This window comes from Nocardia amamiensis (genome assembly GCF_015477605.1).
Taxonomy (GTDB): Bacteria; Actinomycetota; Actinomycetes; order Mycobacteriales; family Mycobacteriaceae; genus Nocardia; species Nocardia amamiensis_A.
This window is the reverse complement of the sequence record NZ_JADLQX010000042.1, coordinates 22,943-42,595: the sequence shown is the minus strand read 5'-3', so window position 1 is coordinate 42,595 and position 19,653 is coordinate 22,943. Positions and strand designations below refer to the sequence as shown.

Annotated in this window: 20 protein-coding genes; 16 read left to right on the top strand and 4 right to left on the bottom strand. The window is 69.2% G+C overall.

What is annotated here, in order from left to right:
• Positions 1–167: 167 nt before the first annotated feature.
• The 12 genes from steA to der all read left to right on the top strand — a co-directional run bounded on the left by steA (position 168) and on the right by der (position 13,264).
• A complete protein-coding gene (gene steA / locus IU459_RS33385) occupies positions 168–1,379 on the top strand; it encodes a putative cytokinetic ring protein SteA (RefSeq protein ID WP_195133579.1) in 1,212 nt (403 codons plus the stop codon).
• 13 nt (positions 1,380–1,392) lie between these two features.
• Positions 1,393–2,337 (top strand): copper transporter, encoded by a 945-nt coding sequence (locus tag IU459_RS33380; RefSeq protein WP_195133578.1) that lies wholly within the window; start codon positions 1,393–1,395, stop codon positions 2,335–2,337.
• A 230-nt stretch (positions 2,338–2,567) separates the two neighbouring features.
• Positions 2,568–4,289 carry a CTP synthase gene (locus IU459_RS33375; protein ID WP_195133577.1) on the top strand — a complete coding sequence of 574 codons (1,722 nt, stop codon included), beginning with the start codon at positions 2,568–2,570 and terminating at the stop codon, positions 4,287–4,289.
• A gap of 75 nt (positions 4,290–4,364) precedes the next feature.
• Complete coding sequence (locus IU459_RS33370) at positions 4,365–5,042, top strand: NUDIX domain-containing protein (RefSeq protein WP_228838865.1); 678 nt, start codon at positions 4,365–4,367, stop codon at positions 5,040–5,042.
• Positions 5,043–5,048: 6 nt separating this feature from the next.
• Positions 5,049–6,002, top strand: a complete 954-nt coding sequence (xerD, locus tag IU459_RS33365) for a site-specific tyrosine recombinase XerD (protein ID WP_195133576.1) — start codon at positions 5,049–5,051, stop codon at positions 6,000–6,002.
• 283 nt (positions 6,003–6,285) lie between these two features.
• Entirely contained in the window at positions 6,286–6,750 is a 465-nt protein-coding gene (locus IU459_RS33360; RefSeq protein WP_195133575.1) for a cupin domain-containing protein, read from the top strand.
• Positions 6,751–6,941: 191 nt separating this feature from the next.
• Positions 6,942–7,886, top strand: a complete 945-nt coding sequence (locus IU459_RS33355) for a ParA family protein (protein ID WP_195133594.1) — start codon at positions 6,942–6,944, stop codon at positions 7,884–7,886.
• A gap of 602 nt (positions 7,887–8,488) precedes the next feature.
• Positions 8,489–9,352 carry a segregation and condensation protein A gene (locus IU459_RS33350; RefSeq protein WP_195133593.1) on the top strand — a complete coding sequence of 288 codons (864 nt, stop codon included), beginning with the start codon at positions 8,489–8,491 and terminating at the stop codon, positions 9,350–9,352.
• Positions 9,349–10,032: an SMC-Scp complex subunit ScpB gene (gene scpB, locus IU459_RS33345; protein ID WP_440446552.1), complete on the top strand. Its 684-nt coding sequence runs from the start codon at positions 9,349–9,351 to the stop codon at positions 10,030–10,032. Before IU459_RS33350 ends, scpB begins: the two co-directional genes overlap by 4 nt.
• Before the next feature lie 9 nt (positions 10,033–10,041).
• On the top strand, positions 10,042–11,106 hold the full coding sequence (locus IU459_RS33340; protein WP_195133574.1) for a pseudouridine synthase: 1,065 nt from the start codon (positions 10,042–10,044) through the stop codon (positions 11,104–11,106).
• 35 nt (positions 11,107–11,141) lie between these two features.
• The gene (cmk, locus tag IU459_RS33335; RefSeq protein WP_195133591.1) at positions 11,142–11,849 is read left to right on the top strand and encodes a (d)CMP kinase; all 708 of its coding nucleotides are present in this window, start codon (positions 11,142–11,144) and stop codon (positions 11,847–11,849) included.
• A complete protein-coding gene (der, locus tag IU459_RS33330) occupies positions 11,846–13,264 on the top strand; it encodes a ribosome biogenesis GTPase Der (protein ID WP_195133573.1) in 1,419 nt (472 codons plus the stop codon). The genes cmk and der overlap by 4 nt, the downstream gene beginning before the upstream one ends.
• A gap of 61 nt (positions 13,265–13,325) precedes the next feature.
• On the opposite strand, the gene cutA is transcribed toward der, so the two are convergent.
• Positions 13,326–13,652 carry a divalent-cation tolerance protein CutA gene (gene cutA / locus IU459_RS33325; protein ID WP_195133572.1) on the bottom strand — a complete coding sequence of 109 codons (327 nt, stop codon included), beginning with the start codon at positions 13,650–13,652 and terminating at the stop codon, positions 13,326–13,328.
• A 272-nt stretch (positions 13,653–13,924) separates the two neighbouring features.
• Between cutA and IU459_RS33320 the strand changes: the two genes are divergently transcribed.
• A complete protein-coding gene (locus IU459_RS33320) occupies positions 13,925–14,683 on the top strand; it encodes an acyl-[acyl-carrier-protein] thioesterase (RefSeq protein WP_195133571.1) in 759 nt (252 codons plus the stop codon).
• Between the two features lie 44 nt (positions 14,684–14,727).
• Here the strand turns inward: IU459_RS33320 and IU459_RS33315 are convergent, their stop codons facing one another.
• Both IU459_RS33315 and IU459_RS33310 read right to left on the bottom strand, forming a co-directional pair.
• Positions 14,728–16,218, bottom strand: coding sequence for a mannitol dehydrogenase family protein (locus IU459_RS33315; protein WP_195133570.1), 1,491 nt, complete (start codon positions 16,216–16,218; stop codon positions 14,728–14,730).
• Positions 16,219–16,338: 120 nt separating this feature from the next.
• Positions 16,339–17,361 carry an NAD(P)/FAD-dependent oxidoreductase gene (locus IU459_RS33310; RefSeq protein ID WP_195133569.1) on the bottom strand — a complete coding sequence of 341 codons (1,023 nt, stop codon included), beginning with the start codon at positions 17,359–17,361 and terminating at the stop codon, positions 16,339–16,341.
• Between the two features lie 295 nt (positions 17,362–17,656).
• On the opposite strand from IU459_RS33310, the gene IU459_RS33305 reads away from it, so the two are divergent.
• Genes IU459_RS33305 through IU459_RS33295 form a run of 3 tightly spaced genes read left to right on the top strand, consistent with a single transcriptional unit; the run spans position 17,657 to position 19,405 of the window.
• Positions 17,657–18,136, top strand: coding sequence for a Dps family protein (locus IU459_RS33305; protein WP_195133568.1), 480 nt, complete (start codon positions 17,657–17,659; stop codon positions 18,134–18,136).
• Entirely contained in the window at positions 18,136–18,576 is a 441-nt protein-coding gene (locus IU459_RS33300) for an ATP-binding protein (RefSeq protein ID WP_228838864.1), read from the top strand. The genes IU459_RS33305 and IU459_RS33300 overlap by 1 nt, the downstream gene beginning before the upstream one ends.
• Positions 18,566–19,405 carry an RNA polymerase sigma factor SigF gene (locus IU459_RS33295; protein ID WP_228838863.1) on the top strand — a complete coding sequence of 280 codons (840 nt, stop codon included), beginning with the start codon at positions 18,566–18,568 and terminating at the stop codon, positions 19,403–19,405. The genes IU459_RS33300 and IU459_RS33295 overlap by 11 nt, the downstream gene beginning before the upstream one ends.
• A 7-nt stretch (positions 19,406–19,412) precedes the next feature.
• On the opposite strand, the gene IU459_RS33290 is transcribed toward IU459_RS33295, so the two are convergent.
• The gene (locus IU459_RS33290) at positions 19,413–19,646 is read right to left on the bottom strand and encodes a hypothetical protein (protein ID WP_195133567.1); all 234 of its coding nucleotides are present in this window, start codon (positions 19,644–19,646) and stop codon (positions 19,413–19,415) included.
• Between the last annotated feature and the right edge of the window lie 7 nt (positions 19,647–19,653).

Genomic DNA, 19,653 nt, shown 5'->3' with positions numbered 1-19,653 from the left:
TTCTCCTCTTCGAGTTACCTGTGACGGGCAGCATATAGGTACTTCGTCCGCCGCTCGGTGATCATGTAGTTCGCGTCACAACCGGGGCTGGTGCCATCGGTAGCTGCTCATTCGCTACCTCGGCGCGCCTCCACCAATGGTTGAGGGTTTGCCGCCATCATCGGCGCATGAAAATGCTGGCGCTGTTGTCGAGGAACACCGAAACACTGCCGGGTCTGACCGGGACGGCCCGGGTGGATCGCAACACCCGGCGACTGCTCGGGCGCGTCGGCCCGGGTGACATCGTCGTGCTCGACGAGATGGACCTCGACCGGATGACCGCCGACCGGTTGGTCGAGGCCCGTGTGGGCGCGGTGATCAACACCTCGCCCTCCATTTCGGGCCGCTATCCCAATCTAGGTCCGGAAGCGCTGGTGGCCAGCGGAATCCTGCTCCTGGACACGGTGAGTTCGGATGCCTTCAGCAAGATCAAGGATGGCGTGCGGGTCCGGATCGACGGGGGTGTCGTCTACTCCGGCAAGCTGATCAAGAAGGAGCCGGAGGTCCTCGTCGAGGGCATCGAGCTCACCGAGTCCGCCATCGCGGAGCGGATGATCGAGGCGCGCAACGGTCTGGCCGATCACCTGGAGGCGTTCGCGGGCAACACCATCGAGTTCATCCGCACGGAGAACGCGCTGCTCATCGATGGTTTCGGGGTGCCGGAACTGGACCTGGTGATGAAGCAGCGGCATGTGGTGGTCGTCGCCGACGGCCCGGACCACGCCGAGGACCTGCAGCGGATCAAGCCGTTCATCAAGGAATACGCCCCCATCCTGATCGGCGTCGGCCGTGGTGCGGACACGCTCAGAAGGCGGGGTTACCGCCCCGATGTCATCGTCGGCGACCCGGATGAGATCACCTCGGCGACCATGAAATGCGGCGCCGAGGTGATCCTGCCCGCCGACACCGACGGCCACGCGAAGGGACTCGAGCGCATCCAGGATCTCGGCATCGGCGCGACGACCTTTCCCTCGTCGGGTTCGGCCGCCGATCTGGCGCTGCTGCTGGCCGACCATCACGGTGCGGCGCTGATCGTCGTGGCCGGCGCTCCGGCCTCGCTCGACGACTTCTTCGATCGCGGGCGCCGGCACAGCAACCCGGCCACGTTCCTCACCCGGCTCAAGGTCGGGACCAAGCTGGTGGACGCGAAGGCGGTCGCCACGCTGTACCGGAGCCGGGTGTCCGGGATCGCCGTCGCGCTGGTGGTGCTCGCCGCGCTCGTCGCGGTGATCGTCGTGCTGCTGGCCTCCAACCGCGGCGCGGACGTCATGGACTGGACCGTCGACAACTGGAACCGCTTCGCGCTCTGGGCGCAGGCGCGCGCCGGTTCGTGGGAATAGCCGAGGGAGAACGATGATCACGATCCGCCAGCACGCCATCTCGATCGCCGCGATCTTTCTTGCGCTCGCCATCGGCGTGGTGCTCGGCTCGCAGACGCTCGCCGCCGATCTGCTGTCCGGCTTGCGGGCGGACAAGACCGATCTGCGACAGCAGGTCGACATGCTCGGCGATCAGAACCGGCGGCTCGCGGATCAGGTCATGGCCGCCGACCGGTTCATCGCCGGGTCGTCGGGCCGCATCCTCGGCGGTGCGCTCGCCGATCGCGGCGTCGTCGTGTTCACGACACCGGACGCCGATCCGGGCGACGTCGAGGCGGTGACGAAAGCGCTGGAGACCGCCGGTGCGGCCGTGACCGGCAGAATCGCGTTCACCGACGCTTTCGTCGACGCGACCGAGGGCGACCGGATGCGCACCGCCCTCACCAACGTGATCCCGGCGGGGGCGCAGCTGCGTACCGGCGCGGTCGACCAGGGCAGCATGGCGGGCGATCTGCTCGGCCTGGTGCTGTTGCTCGACCCGGCCAACGGGCAACCCCGGAGCACTCCGCAAGAGCTCGGGCTGGTGCTGGAGACTTTGCGTGGCGGCGGTTTCCTCGCCTACGGCGATACGCCGGTCCGTCCGGCGCAGCTGGCCGTGGTGGTCACCGGAAACGGCGTCGGCGCCGCCAGGGACAGCGTGGGCGCGAATACCGCTCGCTTCACGGGCGCCCTGCGCGGCCGCGGGTCCGGTGTGGTCCTGGCCGGTCGCGCCGGCGCCGCCGAGGGGGAGGGGCCGATCGCCGTCGTCCGTACCGACGCCTCGCTCGCCGCCCAGGTCAGCACGGTCGACAACCTCGAAAGGGACCTCGGCCGCGTCACCACGGTGCTGGCGCTCGGCGAACAGCTCAACGGCGGAGCGGGCCGCTACGGCACCGGCGCAAAAGCCACGTCGCTCACCTTGGCAGCACTGCCGGGTTGAGTAGCCCGGCCGTGCAGCGAATCCATGGCGGCCGACGTTCCATCGCGGAACGCCCGTTTCAACGGGTTGCTCGGTGCCGCCGTAGCTCCGCGTGACAATGCGTCGGCGGCCCCTGCCGCGACGCGCTTCACAGTCGGGATGCACATGCTCTGAACTACAGCCCGGCGATCGGTGGGCAAACGGGCGTGGCATTCGAACGGACGGGCGGATTCGTGTTACCGTGAAGACCCGTGGGTCAAACACGGATTCAGGCGCGAACGGCCACGAAGCACATCTTCGTCAGCGGTGGTGTCGCCTCCTCATTGGGTAAAGGTCTTACCGCCTCCAGCCTCGGTCAGCTGCTGACGGCGCGTGGGCTGCGCGTCACGATGCAGAAACTCGACCCGTACTTGAACGTCGATCCCGGCACCATGAACCCCTTCCAGCACGGCGAGGTGTTCGTGACCGAGGACGGCGCGGAGACCGATCTGGACGTCGGCCACTACGAGCGCTTCCTCGACCGGGACCTGTCCCGGGACGCGAATGTGACCACCGGGCAAATCTATTCGTCGGTCATCGCCAAGGAGCGCCGCGGCGAGTACCTGGGCGACACGGTGCAGGTGATCCCGCACATCACCGACGAGATCAAGAACCGCATCCTCGCGATGCGCGGCCCGGATCTGCAGGGGCAGACGCCGGACGTGGTGATCACCGAGATCGGCGGCACGGTCGGCGACATCGAGTCGCAGCCGTTCCTGGAGGCCGCTCGCCAGATCCGCCACGACGTCGGCCGGGACAACGTCTTCTTCCTGCACGTGTCGCTGGTGCCCTACTTGGCACCTTCCGGCGAGCTGAAGACCAAGCCGACCCAGCACTCGGTGGCCGCGCTGCGCAACATCGGTATCCAGCCCGACGCGCTGATCCTGCGCTGCGACCGGGAGGTCCCGCAGGCGCTGAAGAGCAAGATCGCGCTGATGTGCGACGTCGAGGTCGACGCCTGCATCTCCACCCCGGACGCGCGGTCGATCTACGACATTCCGCGCGTGCTGCACCGCGAGGGCCTGGACGCCTATGTGGTGCGCAGGCTCGGCCTGCCCTTCCGTGACGTGGACTGGACCGTGTGGGGCGATCTGCTCGAGCGGGTGCACTCGCCGCGCGAGACGGTCGAGGTCGCGCTGGTCGGCAAGTACGTCGACCTGCCCGACGCGTATCTCTCGGTCACCGAGGCGCTGCGCGCGGGCGGGTTCGCCTCGCGCGCCAAGGTGAACATCCACTGGGTGCCCTCCGACGCGTGCGAGACACCGGCGGGCGCGCAGCAGGCGCTGCGCGACGTCGACGCCGTGCTGATTCCCGGCGGGTTCGGCATCCGCGGCATCGAGGGCAAGGTCGGCGCGATCCACTACGCGCGCACCCGCGGCATCCCGCTGCTCGGTCTGTGCCTCGGCCTGCAGTGCATGGTGATCGAGGCCGCCCGCTCGGTCGGTCTGGCGGAGGCCAATTCGGCCGAATTCGAGCCGGACACACCGCATCCCGTCATCTCCACGATGGCCGACCAGGAACAGGCCGTGGCCGGTGAGGCCGATCTCGGCGGCACCATGCGCCTCGGCGCCTACCCCGCGACGCTGGCCAAGGGCTCGGTCGTCGCCCAGGCCTACGGCAGCGAGCACGTCTCGGAGCGGCACCGTCATCGCTACGAGGTGAACAACGCCTACCGCGACAAGATCGCCGAGAGCGGTTTGACGTTCAGCGGCACCTCGCCGGACGGACATCTGGTCGAGTTCGTCGAGCTGCCCGCCGACGTGCACCCGTTCTTCGTCGCCACCCAGGCGCATCCCGAACTGAAGAGCCGCCCGACCCGGCCGCACCCGCTGTTCGCGGCGCTGATCTCGGCGGCGCTGAAGTACAAGGCGGCCGAACGGCTCCCGGTGGACATCCCCGGCGAAGAACTCGCAGGTGCGACCGACAAGGCGTAGCGGCGTGCGGTCCGTGCCCGCGGGCGGCGGTCCTCGGCACCGGGGAGTGTCCGCTCCGGCCGATAAGGTCGGGGCATGACCGACGACCGGGCCATGTCCACCGGAGGCGCTGCCGGACCGGGCGGCCACGAATTCGAGATCGTATCCAGCCGTACCGTCTACAGCGGCGCCATTCTGGCGTTGCGGCTCGACCAGGTGTCGATGCCGGGTGGGCGGGTCGTCGAACGCGAGGTGGTCGAGCATCACGGCGCCGTCGCCGTCGCCGCGGTCGATGCCGACGACAACGTGGTGCTGATCAACCAGTACCGCCACCCGATCGGGCAGCGGCTGCTCGAATTGCCCGCCGGTCTGCTCGACCTGCCCGGCGAGGACCCGCTGCTCGCCGCGCAGCGTGAGCTGGCCGAGGAGGCCGGCTTGGCCGCGCGGGAGTGGTCGGTGCTGGTGGATGTGATGCTGTCGCCCGGTTTCACCGACGAAGCATTGCGGGTGTACCTGGCACGAGATCTGTACGAGACCGACCGGCCCGAGCCGGAGCTGGAGGAGGCCGACCTCGAAGTGGTCCGGATGCCGGTCGACGCGGCCGTGCGGGCGGCGCTGGCGGGCGAGATCGTCAACGCCACCGCGGTCGCGGGCGTGCTCGCGCTGGCGGCCGCGCGGGTCGGCGGCACCGAGCTGCGGCCGCCGGACGCGCCGTGGCCCGGACTGCCCACCGCGCTTCTGCGCCGTCAAGCGGCGCGCAAATCCGAAGACTGAGCGGTGGTGCTCGCCCGCGAGCTCGATGCCTACCTCGACCACCTCGCCGTCGAGCGCGGCCTCGCACCCAACACCCTCGCCGCGTACCGGCGCGATCTCGGCCGCTACCTCGACTTCCTGAACGGGCGCGGCATCGGCTCGCTGGACCAGGTCGGCGAGCCGGACGTCGCCGAGTTCACCGTCACGCTGCGCTCGGGGGGCGGCGGGCACCCGGCGCTGGCGGCCAGCTCGGCGGCACGCGCGTTGATCGCGGTGCGCGGATGGCATCGTTTCGCCGCGGCGGAGGGATTGACCAGCACCGATGTCGCCCACGCGGTCAAGCCGCCCACACCGGGCCGCAGGCTGCCCAAAGCGCTGCCCTACGACCAGGTACTGAGGTTGCTTGAGGCCGCGGGCGGCGGATCCGCGGACGGCCAGGACGCCGCGGCGGGCACGGACGGGGGACCGCGTGGGCTGCGCGACCGGGCGCTGCTGGAAATGCTCTACTCCACCGGCGCCCGGATCTCCGAAATGGTCGGGTTGGACGTCGACGATCTGGACACCGAGGAACGGGCGGTGGTCCTGCGCGGCAAAGGCGGGAAGCAGCGCGTGGTGCCGATCGGGCGGCCCGCCCTCGCCGCCGTGGACGCGTACTTGGTGCGTGGGCGGCCGACTCTTGCCTCACATGGGAAAGGGAACGCCGGAGCGCTGTTCTTGAACGTCCGCGGTGCCCGCCTGTCCCGGCAGAGCGCGTGGCAGGTGTTGCAGACCGCCGCCGAACGCGCGGGCATCGCGGCGGCGGTGTCGCCGCACACGCTGCGCCACTCCTTCGCCACCCACCTGCTCGACGGTGGGGCCGACGTTCGCGTCGTGCAGGAGTTGCTCGGTCACGCATCCGTGACGACGACGCAGATCTACACGCTGGTCACGGTCACGACCCTGCGCGAAGTCTGGGCGACTGCTCACCCACGAGCTCGCTGATCCGTTCGGCGCTGTCTTCCCGGGTTCCAGGCCTGTTCGGCTGCCCGAATCGCGGTGTATTCGAACACGCCACGCTGACCCAGGATCCCTGACGATGCAGTGCCGAATCCCTATGGAGTCAGGGATATCGGCCTGCTGGTGGACCGATGTCCGAACGCGGTAGGGCTGGGCGGCCGTACGGTGCGCGGAACAAACAGGACCGCGGTCCGGTTGTTCGGTCATCGGAGTCCGCGCGATGCGGACGGCCGCGGTCAGATTTCGGGCACAACGCGAGGTGAGTTGCATGGCAAGGCCTTTCATCGTCCACGAAGCCGACGTCGAAGCGGTGACGCTGCCCGGCGGCGGGTCGTTCCGGCTGCTCGAGGACAGCGATAAGTCCGAGGGGCTGTTCGGCGCCAACCGGCTGACTCTGGCGGCGGGGGCGGACGGCACTCGGCCGCATCACCACACCGGATCCACCGAGATCTTCTACATCCTGGACGGGACTATGGATTTCCTCGTGGACGGCGAACTGAGCAAGGTGAGCAAAGGCGGTTTGGTGGTGATCCCGCCGAATGTCGTGCACGCCTTCGGCGCCGACACGGACGGGCCTGCGGAGTTCCTGGCGGTCCTCACACCGGGTATCGTCCGCTTCGAGTATTTCCGGCAACTCGGCCGGATCGCGCGTGGGGAGGCGGACTGGGACAGCCTGAACGACTTGCACGACCGGTTCGACGTGCATTTCGACGGCGGCCCGCAATGGCGCTGACCAGCGTGAGACGAACACGCCGCGCGCAGGCGCGGCACTCGAGTGCCGTCAAGCGGTAGCGTCTATCGAGAGCTGGACCGTACGAAAGCGAGGTCGGGCCCTGATCGGCCTCGCTACGCTCGGCGAGGCAACCGGCAGGAACGTATAAGGAGCAGCGGATCGTGACGACAGCCGGAGCGGCAGAGCCGCCGATGGGTGCTGGGGCGGAGCCGCTTACGGGCCCGCGACCGGGTCCGTACTCGGACGCCGCGGCGGAAACGCTGTGGGGCACCGGGGCGGAGCCGGTCCCGGACGACGCGACGCTCGGCCCGACGGGTCGGCCGTTGCGGCTGGTCCCCGACCCGCCGCCGGTGGGTCAGCACGGCGACGCCCTGATCGTCGCCATGTGCAACCAGAAGGGCGGGGTCGGCAAGACCACCTCCACCATCAATCTCGGTGCCGCACTGGCCGAATACGGCCGCCGCGTGCTGCTTGTGGACCTGGACCCGCAGGGCGCGCTGTCGGCAGGTCTCGGCGTGGCCCACCACACTCTCGACCACACCGTGCACAACCTGCTCATCGGCTCCACCGTGTCCATCGACGACGTGCTGATGCAGACCCGCGTCCCGAACATGGACCTGCTGCCGAGCAACATCGACCTGTCCGCCGCGGAGATCCAGCTGGTCAACGAGGTGGGCCGGGAACAGTCGCTCGGCCGCGCGCTGGCGCCGGTGCGCAACCGCTACGACTACATCCTCATCGACTGCCAGCCCTCCCTCGGCCTGCTCACGGTCAACGCGCTGGCCTGCTCGGACGGCGTGATCATTCCGATGGAATGCGAGTATTTCTCGCTACGCGGGCTCGCGCTGCTCAACGACACCGTGGAGAAAGTGCGGGACCGGCTGAACCCGCGGCTGAGCCTGTACGGAATAGTGGTCACCATGTTCGACGCTCGACTGCTGCACTCCCGCCAAGTCATGGCGCGGGTGGTCGAGGTATTCGGTGACCTGGTCTACGACACCGCGATCGCGCGGACCGTGCGTTTCCCGGACGCCAGCGTCGCGGGCGAGCCCATCACCACGTGGGCGCCGAAATCCAGTGGTGCCGAAGCATACCGGTCGATGGCTCGGGAAGTCATCCACCGGTCGGGCCGGTGAGCGGCCCCTCCGGCCCCTCGTCTGCGTCCACCGACAACTCATCCGGCCAGGGGTCTGCACCCCCGTCCGACGACCGTGCGCGCGCTGCCGAAGCCCCGGACGCCGCCGAAGAATCCACGCATCAGCCACCCGCTGGTTCCGGTAACTCGCCTGCGCTCGGAAACGCGGCCGCCGCGTATATCGCCGCAGGCCGGGGCTCGGCGGCGCAACGCCCGAATCCGGCCGTGGTCGGGGGTATCCCCTCCAGTACCGCGTCGACGTCGGAGGCTTCCACAGCGCCCGGTACAGACGCTCCCGCTGACGAATCGCCGGTGACACCCGCATCCCACACCGCGGCAGCCGCGCGGGACATCCCCGCGGGGCAAGGCGATTCGTCCGCTCCTGCGCCGGAAGCACCCCAGGTTCCGGCGAGCGGCGCGCCGGGGAATCACCCGCAGGCGGCCGAGGACGCCAGGTCGGGTGGTCCGGCGCAGGCGGCTGACCGTGGTAGAGCTCGGGTGGATGCCGGGCCGAGCGGTCGCGTGCAAGCTGACGAGCCCGAGGTTCCGGCGACCGGCGTGCCGGGTGTGCGGCAAGCGGCGGACCGAGCCGAGGTTCCGGAGATTGCCCCGCCGGGCGACTCTCCCCGGGAAGACACAGCGCAGCCGTCCGCATTCCACCTACGGCTGAGCAACTTCGAGGGTCCTTTCGACCTGCTGCTCACTCTGATCAGCTCGCGCAAGCTGGACGTCACCGAAGTGGCGCTGCACAAGGTCACCGACGAGTTCATCGCCTACACGAAGGCGCTGACCGCGCACGCGGCGCGGCAGAACACGTTGCGCGCGGACAAGATCCTGGACCAGACCACCGAGTTCCTGGTCGTCGCCGCCACACTGCTGGATCTCAAGGCGGCGCGCCTGCTGCCGTCCGGGGAGATGACCGACGCCGAAGACCTCGAACTGCTGGAGGCGCGCGACCTGCTGTTCGCGCGACTGCTGCAATACCGCGCGTTCAAGCAGGTGGCCGAGTTGCTCGGCGAGCTGGAGGCCGCGGCGCTGCGCCGCTACCCGCGCGCGGTCGGTCTGGAGGAGCGTTACGCCGATCTGCTGCCCGAGGTTACGCTGGGTGTCGGGGCGGCCGAGTTCGCCGCGATCGCCGCGGCGGCCTTCCGGCCCCGCCCAGTGCCGAAGGTCGGGCTCGACCACTTGCACACGCACGCGATCTCGGTGGCCGAACAGGCGGCGTTGGTGCTGGAACGGCTCAAACAGCGCGGAGCGGGTGCGTGGACCTCGTTCGGCGAGTTGGTCGCCGACTGCGAAGTCCCGGTCCAGATCGTCGCCCGCTTCCTCGCGTTGCTCGAGCTGTATCGCGGCAAGACGATCGAGTTCGACCAGCCCGATCCGCTCGGTCCCTTGTCGGTCAGCTGGATCGGCGACGACGCGGCGGAACAGGCGGACGCCGTGACTATCGAGGAGGACTACGGGTGAGTGAGCGTCAGCGCGGCCCGGTCGTGAACGAGGCGGTGACGGATCTCACTCCGGAACCGCTGGAGGACGCCGAGTTCCGCTCGGCGCTGGAGGCGATGCTGCTCGTGGCCGACGCTCCGGCCCCGGTGGAGCAATTGGCGGCCGCGCTGGGCGATACCGCTAAGCGGGTGGAGAGCACCCTGCGTGCTATGTCAGCCGAACTGTCGGCACGCTCCAGCGGCATCGATCTGCGTTTCGTCGGTGACGGTTGGCGCTTCTATACTCGCAGCGAGTTCGCCCCGTATGTGGAGCGGATGCTGCTCGACGGCTCCCGATCGAAACTGACCCGGGCGGCGTTGGAAACGCTGGCGGTGGTGGCATACCGTCAGCCGGTGACCAGGACCAGGGTCAGCGCGGTGCGCGGCGTTAACGTCGACGGCGTGATGCGCACGCTGCTGGCCAGGGGACTGATCGCCGAGGCAGGCGTCGACCCGGAAACCAACGGGACGCTGTACTGCACGACGGAGCTGTTCCTGGAACGGATCGGGCTCCCGTCGCTGAGCGACCTGCCGCCGCTGGCGCCCCTGCTTCCGGGCGTCGACCTGATCGACGAGATCAACGAGAGCCTGGAGACGGACCCCCGTTACACCAGGTTGAAGAAACCCGCCGAGGCCGATTTGGACCTCGGCACCGAAGAGTGACAGGACACGATGAATACGCCCGCTCGCCGAGATGGCACACCGGATCGTAGGAAACGCGGCACCCAGCCCGAACGGGGCGCGAGCCGCAGCACGAACTCACGCGACGCACGTTCGGCCCAACGGGGGACCACCGCCCGTGGCACCCAGCAGGGCGGCGCGACCCGCGGCGCGACGCAGCACGGGGCTGCAGCGGCCCCGCAGCGGCACGCGAACTCCGGTGGCAAGAAGAAGCCGAAGCCGCAACGGCAGGTCGCGCAGCCGACGCTGCTGAGCAACGCCAAGCCCGCGCGCCACCAGAACGTGGATCCGGTCGAAGGGCACACCAAACTGCCGTGGGGCGAGGGCGAGCGGCTGCAGAAGGTCCTCGCCAAGGCGGGCGTCGCCTCGCGTCGCGCCGCCGAGGAGATGATCGCGCAGGGCCGCGTCGAAGTCGACGGCATGATCGTGCGCGAACAGGGTCTGCGCATCGACCCGCAGCGCGCGGTGGTGCGTGTCGACGGCACCCGCGTGGTGGTGCGCGAGGAACTGGTGCACGTCGCGCTGAACAAGCCCAAGGGCTGGCAGTCCACCATGTCCGACGATCTGGGCCGCCCCTGCGTCGGCGACATCGTGGCCGAGCGGATCGCCGCCGGTCAGCGCCTGTTCCACGTCGGGAGGCTGGACGCCGACACCGAGGGCCTGCTGCTGCTGACCAACGACGGCGACCTCGCGCACCGGCTCATGCACCCGTCCTTCGAGGTCTCCAAGACCTACCTGGCGACGGTGCAGGGTGAGGTCAACAATCGTGCGATCGGCAAGCGGCTGCGGGACGGCGTCGAGCTGGAGGACGGTCCCGCCAAGGTCGACCGCTTCCAGGTCCTCGAACTGGGGGAGGGACGTTCCCTGGTCAAGATCGTGTTGCACGAAGGGCGGAAACACATCGTGCGCCGTCTGCTGGACGCGGTCGGCCACCCGGTCATCCGGCTGGTGCGCACGCATATCGGTCCGGTCGCGCTGGGCGACCAACGGCCCGGCACACTGCGCGTGCTCGGCCGCGATGAAATCGGCAAACTCTACGAGGCGGTGTCGTTGTGAACGGTCTGGAGATCCCGGTGCAGGCGCCGGCGCGCATGTCCGGTAGGAGCCCGCTGGTGATCGCCATGGACGGGCCGTCGGGCACCGGGAAGTCGAGCGTTTCGCGGCGCCTGGCCACCCGGCTCGGCGCGCAGTACCTCGACACCGGCGCCATGTACCGGGCGGCGACGCTGCGCGTGCTGCGCGCGGGCATCGAGCTCACCGACACCGCGGCCATCGCCGCCGCGGTCAAGGAGCTGCCGCTGTCCATCGGCACCGAGCCCAGCCGCGAGGTGATCGAGCTCGACGGCGAGGACGTCGCGTCGGAGATCCGCGGCGACGCCGTCACCAAGGCCGTCTCGGCGGTCTCCGCGGTGCCCGAGGTGCGGGAGCTGTTGGTCGCGATGCAGCGCGACATCACGGCGGTCGCGCGGCGGATCGTGGTGGAGGGCCGCGACATCGGCACAGTCGTGCTGCCGACGGCGGACGCCAAGATCTACCTGACCGCCTCCGCGGAGGCGCGCGCCCACCGGCGCAATCAGCAGAACATCGCCGAGGGGCGGGGCGACGACTACGCGGGCGTGCTCGCCGACGTGCAGCGCCGCGACACCCTCGACTCCACCCGCAAGGTGTCCCCGCTGCGCCCCGCCGCGGACGCGGTGCTGGTCGACACCAGCGAGCTGTCCATGGACGAGGTCATCGATGAGCTGTATCGCGTTGTCGCCCAGCAGCTTTCGGCGCTCGCGGCCGGAGGTGACCGGTGAACGGTGACGTGCTGGCCGGTGACGGCGTCTGGAGCGACGAGGCCGACTGGGAGCTGGCCGATCTCGAGGGCGAGTTCGAGGATCAGGCGCACGTCGCGATGCCGACGCTCGCGGTGGTCGGCCGCCCGAACGTGGGCAAGTCGACGCTGGTGAACCGGATCCTGGGCCGCCGCGAGGCGGTCGTGGAGGACATTCCGGGGGTGACCCGCGACCGGGTGTCCTACGAAGCGAACTGGGCCGGTCGCCGCTTCCTGGTCCAGGACACCGGCGGCTGGGAGCCCGACGCGAAAGGGCTGCAGCAAGCGGTGGCCAGGCAGGCCGAACTGGCCATGCAGACCGCCGACGCGATCCTGCTCGTGGTCGACGCCGTGGTCGGCGCCACCGCCACCGACGAGGCGGCGGTGAAGAAGCTGCGTCGTTCCTCGGTCCCGGTCATCCTGGTCGCCAACAAGGTCGACGACCAGCGGGTGGAAGCCGAGGCGGCGGCGCTGTGGTCGCTCGGTCTCGGCGAGCCGCGCATGGTCAGCGCCGCGCACGGCCGCGGCACCGGCGACCTGCTCGACAACGTGCTGGAAGTTCTCCCGGAGACCCCGCGGGAGGGCACCGGCGGCACCGGTCCGCGCCGCGTCGCTCTGGTCGGCAAGCCCAACGTGGGCAAATCGAGCCTGCTGAACAAGCTGTCCGGCGACGAGCGTTCGGTGGTGCACGATGTCGCGGGCACCACGGTGGACCCGGTCGACTCCCTGGTCGAATTGGGCGGGAAGGTCTGGAAGTTCGTCGACACCGCCGGGTTGCGTCGCAAGGTCGCCAATGCCAGCGGCACCGAGTTCTACGCGTCGCTGCGCACCAAGTCCGCGCTGGAGGCCTCGGAGGTGGCGATCATGCTGATCGACGCCGCGCAGCCGATCACCGAGCAGGACCTGCGTGTGATCAGCATGGTCGCCGACTCGGGGCGCGCACTGGTGCTGGCGTTCAACAAGTGGGATCTGGTAGACGAGGACCGCCGCCTGCAGCTGGAGCGCGAGGTCGACCGTGAGCTGATCCGGGTGCCGTGGGCGCAGCGGGTGAACATCTCCGCGCATACCGGCCGCGCGGTGCAGAAGCTGGTGCCCGCCATGGAAACCGCGCTCGAGTCCTGGGACAAGCGCATTCCGACCGGCAGGTTGAACACCTGGCTGAAGGAAGTGATCGCCGCGACCCCGCCGCCGATGCGGGGCGGCCGGCTGCCCCGCGTGCTGTTCGCGACCCAGGCGACTACCCGGCCGCCCACATTCGTGCTGTTCACCACCGGCTTCCTGGAGGCGGGCTACCGTCGCTTCCTGGAGCGCAGACTGCGCGAGGAATTCGGCTTCGACGGTTCGCCGGTGCGGATCTCCGTGCGGGTGCGCGAAAAGCGGGATCGTTCCAAGAAGTAGACCGTCCGGCGACGACCTAGGCGACGCGGTGCGGGAAGTCCCGACGCGGGGCTTTCCGCACCTATCCGCGAGTGGAGTCGAGGACCCATTGCCGGTAGCCGGGGTGACTGTCGACCACGGGCACCGCAAGCACCTGGGGTGTCGCGTCCGGGTGCTCGGCGTCGGCTCGCGCGATGATCGCGGGGACCAGGCCGGCACGCGTGTGCAGGACGACAAGCGCCTGTGCGTCGTCGTGGATCCGGCCGTTCCATCGGTAGATCGACCGGACACCCGGGATGATGTTGCCGCACGCCGCCAGCTCCGCATCGACGAGTTTGCGGGTGAACTCCGCCAACCACACCGGGTCATCGGCGGTGATCGAGACATCTACGATTTCGTCTTCGGCCATGTCGTCAAGTTTCCCCCCGAGTCTCGGTCGGCGCGGCGAACAGGTGATGGACGTGGTCATCGCTTCGTGTCGACACGCCATTGGGCGGGCCGCGGTGAGGTCGGCAGCGAGGTGTGATCACGCACCGGCCAGCCAATTGGCGAATATTCAGCGATCGGCAGTGGGTGCGCTTTAGGCGGGAAAATTCGTAACATAGCTGCCTATTTGTTTCCTGCGTGTTATGCGGAACGGTTGTACGCGCGGCGATAGCAAATATCTGGCATCATTCGGTTATGGCCATTCCCAGCGTCCTGCCGGAAAGCCGAGCGAACGTACCCGTGTTCGAGACGGGATGGCCGGTGCGCCTCGGTGACACGGGATGCGACCAGCACCTGCGGCTGGACGGCGTCGCACGGTACCTGCAAGACGTCGGCTACGACCATCTCGGGGTTCTCGACGACGGCGACATCCACCGCCTGTGGGTGGTCCGCAGGACGGTGATCGACGCACTCAAACCCATCGAGTTCGGCGAGTGGGCCACGCTGCGGCGCTGGCCCTCGGCGACGTCCACCCGATGGTGCACGATGCGCGTCCAGATCTGCGGCAGCGGAGGTGGCCTGGTGGAGACCGAGGCCTTCCTGATCCACTTCGGCTCGGAAACCGGAGTCCCGACCCGGATGAGCGACCGCTTCTTGGCGCCCATGCTGGACTGCACGACCGAACACCGGCTCCGGTGGAAGGCCGAACTCACCGACCCGATGCCGCAGGCCGGCGAGCCTGGCATGCGGATCCATCCGTTCCCGTTGCGCGTCACCGACATAGACCTGCTCGATCACGTGAACAATGCGGTCTACCTGACCGCTCTCGAGGAAGTTCTCGCCGATCACGCCGAACTGAAGTCCGGCCCGCACCGAGTGGTGATCGAGTACGGGAAGCCGGTGCGGTCCGGCGAGGATCTGCGGCTCGTCTCCCGCTGCGGCGGCTCGAGCCTGGACGTCTGGTTCGCCGTCGGCGCGGACGTGCGCGCGGTCGCCCGCGTCACGCCGCGATGACGGACGGGGCAGCGGCAGCCGGTATGGCCGGAGCGAAGGCGGAGCTACGCCTGCGCCAAGTCCTCGACCGTGGCATGGGCGCCTTTGGTGTGCAGTGAATGCAAAGCTGCCCGGTACGCGGTGACGAACCGGGGCCGGTCGATCAGATCGCCGAATACCGAACGCTCGCCCAGGAAGGCGGTGGGCTGCTCGCGCTCCCGCCGTGCGAGCGGAATCAGCTGGTCGCGCAGGCGGTCCACGACTTCGATCGGCGCACCCTGCTCGTCCACGCCCTCGGCATAGCGCGCCCAACTCGCCACCACCGCCGCCGCGCAGTCGATTTCGCCGCCGGAGTCGAGCTGCGCCCGGATCACCGGCAGCAGCCATTTCGGGATGCGGTCGGAGGATTCCGCGCACAGCCGTGCGATGGTGTCGCCGATCGCGGGGTTGGCGAACCGCTCGAGCAGCGTCTGCTTGTAGCGATCCAGGTCGACGCCGGGAACCTCGCGCAGCGTCGGCGTCGCCTCGGCGTCCATGTAGCGCAGCAGGAACAGCCGGAAGGCCGGGTCCTGCGCGGCCTCGTGGACCAGCCGATAGCCGCTCAGATGGCCGAAGTAGCACAGCGCCTGGTGGCCGGCGTTGAGCAGCCGCAGTTTCATCAGCTCATAGGGCGTGACGTCGTCGACGAGCTGGACGCCGACCTCGTCGAAGGCGGGGCGGCCGAGTTCGAACGTATCCTCCAGCACCCACTGCGCGAACGGTTCGGTCACGACCGGCCAGCGGTCGGTGATTCCGTAGCGCCGCTCGATCTCGCCGGTCGCGGCCGGCGGCGTCACCGGGGTTATCCGGTCCACCATCGAATTCGGGAAACGCACCCGTTCGGCCACCCAGGTTCCGAGTTCGGGATCGCGCAGCGCGGCGAACGCGCCGAACATGCGGCGCGCGACGTGCCCATTGCCCTCGATGTTGTCGCACGAGAGCACGGTGAACGGCGCGACACCGCGCGATCTGCGCCGCACCAGGGCCTCGGTGACGAAACCGAACACCGTGGCGGGCGGCGCCTTGCCTGAGAGGTCGGCACGGACGCCGGGATCGTCGGCGTCGAACTCCCCGGTGCCGGCGGCGATGCGGTAGCCCCCCTCGGTGATGGTGAGCGAGACGATCCGGGTGGCCGGATCGGCCAGCTTCTCCACCACGGCTTCCGGATCGTCCGGCGCGTAAAGGTACTCGACGATCGAACCGATGACCCGCGTGGCCCAGGTTCCGTCCGGCCCGACCGTCGACAGCGTGTACAAGCCGTCCTGCGCCGCGAGGACATCGCGCATCCGGCGATCGCCGGGCAGCACGCCGACACCGCAGATGCCCCAGTCGTGCGCAAGGCCGCGCTCCAGCAGTCGGTCGACATACATCGCCTGATGCGCGCGATGGAACCCGCCGACCCCGAAATGCACTATGCCCGTGGAGATCCGGGAGCGGTCGTAGGTCGGTGCCGAGACGCGACCGCTGAACTCCGGCATCGTCGCCGCCCGCAAGGGCGTCGCCGAATCCTCTGGCATCCCGCACCTCCCGGTGTTGTGGAGATCACATTCTAGTGCAGGGAGACCGGCTTTCGTGGCCGTCGAGATCCGGCGCGGATGCGATGCTCGCTGATCGAGTTCGTGGAGAGCCGAATTCGGTCAGCTCGGCGGCATCGGCAGCAGCGAGTCCAGACCGTGTCGCCGGGCGGCTGGCACCCGCTGCGAGGTCGCCCGTTCTGCGTCCGCGGAGAATCCTCCCGCGCGCCACCGATCGACGGCCTGCCGCGTATCCTCCTCGATGAGATCGGCGTTGATCGCCGCACCGGCCGTCACGCCACTGGCGGCGGCCTGCACCACCCCGGCGGCGATGTCGGCGACGTTGCCCGCCACCCAGACTCCCGGCACCGAGGTGCGTCCGCCGATGTCCGCGGCAACGTGGATGCCCGAAGCGTGCTCGGCTGTTTCGACGCCGAGACCGAGCAGGAGGGTGTCGCGGGTGACCAGTCGCGGCGCTATCGCCAGGGCGGCGATCGGCACCAGGCGGCCGGAATCCAGCCGGGCGCCGGCAAGGCGATCGTCCACGATCTCGAGTGCGCTGACCACGCCGTCAACGACGGCGATGCCGCGGGCCGCGAGCTGCTCGGACTGTTCGGTGCTCGGCGGAGGCGAGGAGTGCCGCAGCAGCGTCACCTGGGTGCTCCACTGCCGGAACAGCAAGGCGTGGTGCACTGAGCCGAGCACGCCGATGGGCCGGTCGCGGATCTCCCAGCCGTGGCAGTAGGGGCAGTGCACCACGTCGCGGCCCCACCGTTCCCGCACACCGGTGATCGTCGGTAGCTCGTCCACCAGGCCGCTCGCGACGAGCAACCGGCGACCGCGAAACGATCCGCGATCGGTGTCCACTACGAAGCCGTTCGGCGTCCGCCGCGCGGACTCGGCGCGCGTGTAGACGATCCGCCCGCCGTACTGCTCCACTTCACGCGCACCGGCCGCCACCAGCGCGGTGGGCGGCATGCCGTCGCGCGTCAGCCATCCGTGCACACCCGCGGCGGGGCCGTTGCGCGGCTCCAGGGCGTCGATTACGACCACCGAGCGGCGTGCCCGCACCAGGGTCAGTGCCGCCGACAACCCGGCTGCTCCGCCACCGACCACCACTACATCTACCTGCGTTTCATCAGCCATGCCCCAAGGTGCCGTGGAGGTCCGGGAATTGGCAAACAAAATTGCCGCTTCGGCAACAACCTCTCGCGCCGACCACGGCGTTGCCGCCCGTAGCATCAGCGGTCGCTATCCGGTCGACCGGTTTCCGCGACTGAGGACCGATCGCGGAGAAGCTGCGGGCCGATGCCGAATGGGCCGGGTGATCCGCCTGCGGCCCGCGTTCGGCCGTGCGGCCGACGACCCTACCGGGGGGTTTAGCGCGGCGCAGCTGGGTAGACCGTCGATGACCAGCATCAACGCCAGAAAGGTAGGAGCGATGTCGGAACCGATCACGAGCACACTGGATCCCGAGCAGCAGCGCATCGCGGGTGAGACGCTGCGCGGGACCGTCGTCGACCTGATCGACCTGTCGCTGATCGCCAAGCAGGCGCACTGGAACGTCGTCGGCGCCAATTTCCGGTCGGTCCATCTGGCGCTGGACGAATTGGTCACGGTCGCACGAGAATTCACCGACGCGGCCGCGGAACGCGCCACCGCGGTCGGGGTCAGCCCGGACGGACGCGCGCCGACGGTGGCCCGCGATTCCGGCGCGCTCGGCATCGGCGAAGGCTGGCAGCAGGACACCGACGTCATCGACGCGATCGTGAGCAACCTCGCCGCCGTGATCAAGCGACTACGCGAGCGGATCGCCGCGACCGAGAAGGCCGACCCGGTGACCCAGGATCTGTTCCTGGACATCGCCGCGCGCCTGGAGCAGTTGCACTGGATGTGGCAAGCCCAGCTCGCCACGGTCTGATGAAGGTGATCACCTGTGCGTTCGGCGCGCCTGCCGTCGAGACCACCACGGTCGCCGTGCGGATTCCCGCCGCCGAGCGGCACCTGGCCCTGATCCGCGGGCTGGTCGACACCGTGTGCCTGGTCGCCGATCTGCCGCTCGGCGCGGTCGCGGACATCCGGTTGGCGATCAACGAGATCGCCACGATGCTGGTCGCGGGCTCGGTACCCGGTTCGATGCTCGGTTGTGCGTTCACCTACGGCACCGATCGTGTGAGCATGCGCGTCGATGCGACGGCCGCGACCGAGGACGAGGTCGGCGGCGACCCACTGAGCTGGGAACTGGTCCGGATGCTCACCAGTTCCCTGTCGATTTCCCGTGACCCTTTTGACTCGGATGTTCGTGGGTATCCGACCGTCATCGAATTCAGTTGGGAACGAGGACCATTTGATGACACGTGAGTTCACGACCGACCGGAACGACATGGCTGGGCGCACGCGCCAAGGCGACAGCTACGACAACATCGAACCGTGGTTCGAGAAGCTCGCCGCGGTGGAGGAGACCGACCCGCACCACGCCGAGCTGCGCGAAGAGGTGGTGCGGCGGTGTCTTCCGCTCGCGGAACACATCGCACGCAAGTTCGCCGGCCGTGGCGAGTCCTTCGACGACCTGCTCCAGATCGCCCGCGTCGGGTTGGTGCTGGCGGTGGACCGATTCGACATCACCCGCGGCAGCTCGTTTCTCGGGTTCGCGGTTCCCACCATCATGGGCGAGGTGCGCAGGCATTTCCGGGACAACACGTGGTCGCTGCGGGTGCCGCGCCGGCTCAAGGAGATCCAGTTGCGCATCGGCCCGGCCACCGAGACGCTGTCGCACCGCCTGGGGCGGATGCCGACGGCCAGGGAGATCGCCGCCGAGCTGGACGTCGAGCTGGGCGAGGTCACCCAGGCCCTCATCGCGGGCAACGCCTACCAGACCAACTCGCTGGACTCCGCCGCTCGCCACGACGACGAGGGGGCGCCGCAACCGCTCGCGGACACCCTCGGCGCCGAGGAACCGTGCTACCAGCTGCTGGAGCAGGCGATGGCGGTGCGCCCGCTGATCGCCGAGCTGCCGCCGCGCGACCGCCAAGTGCTGATCCTGCGCTTCTTCGAATCCCGGACCCAGGCCCAGATCGCGGAACGGCTGGGCGTCTCGCAGATGCAGGTGTCCCGTATCCTGGCCCGGATTCTCGGCGAACTGCGCGAGCGCGCGCTCGGCACCGACGAGGCGGCGTCGCGGGCCGCGTGAGCTCGGGTCACGTGCGGGGGCGGGCGCCGGAGTCGGTCATCGGCGTGGACGACACTTCGCCCGTCCAGCCGCACGGCAGCGCGCAGCTGGCGATCACCTTGGTCTCCATGTCGCCGTTGTCGTAGCGCAGCGTCGTGGTCTCCGCGTAAGCGGGGTAGCCGCACGCACGGCATTTGCCGAAGAAATCGAGGATCTCCTCGGCGCGGGAGTGCGCGAGTCGTCGGGTCGGGTCGTGGTCCATCACCTCT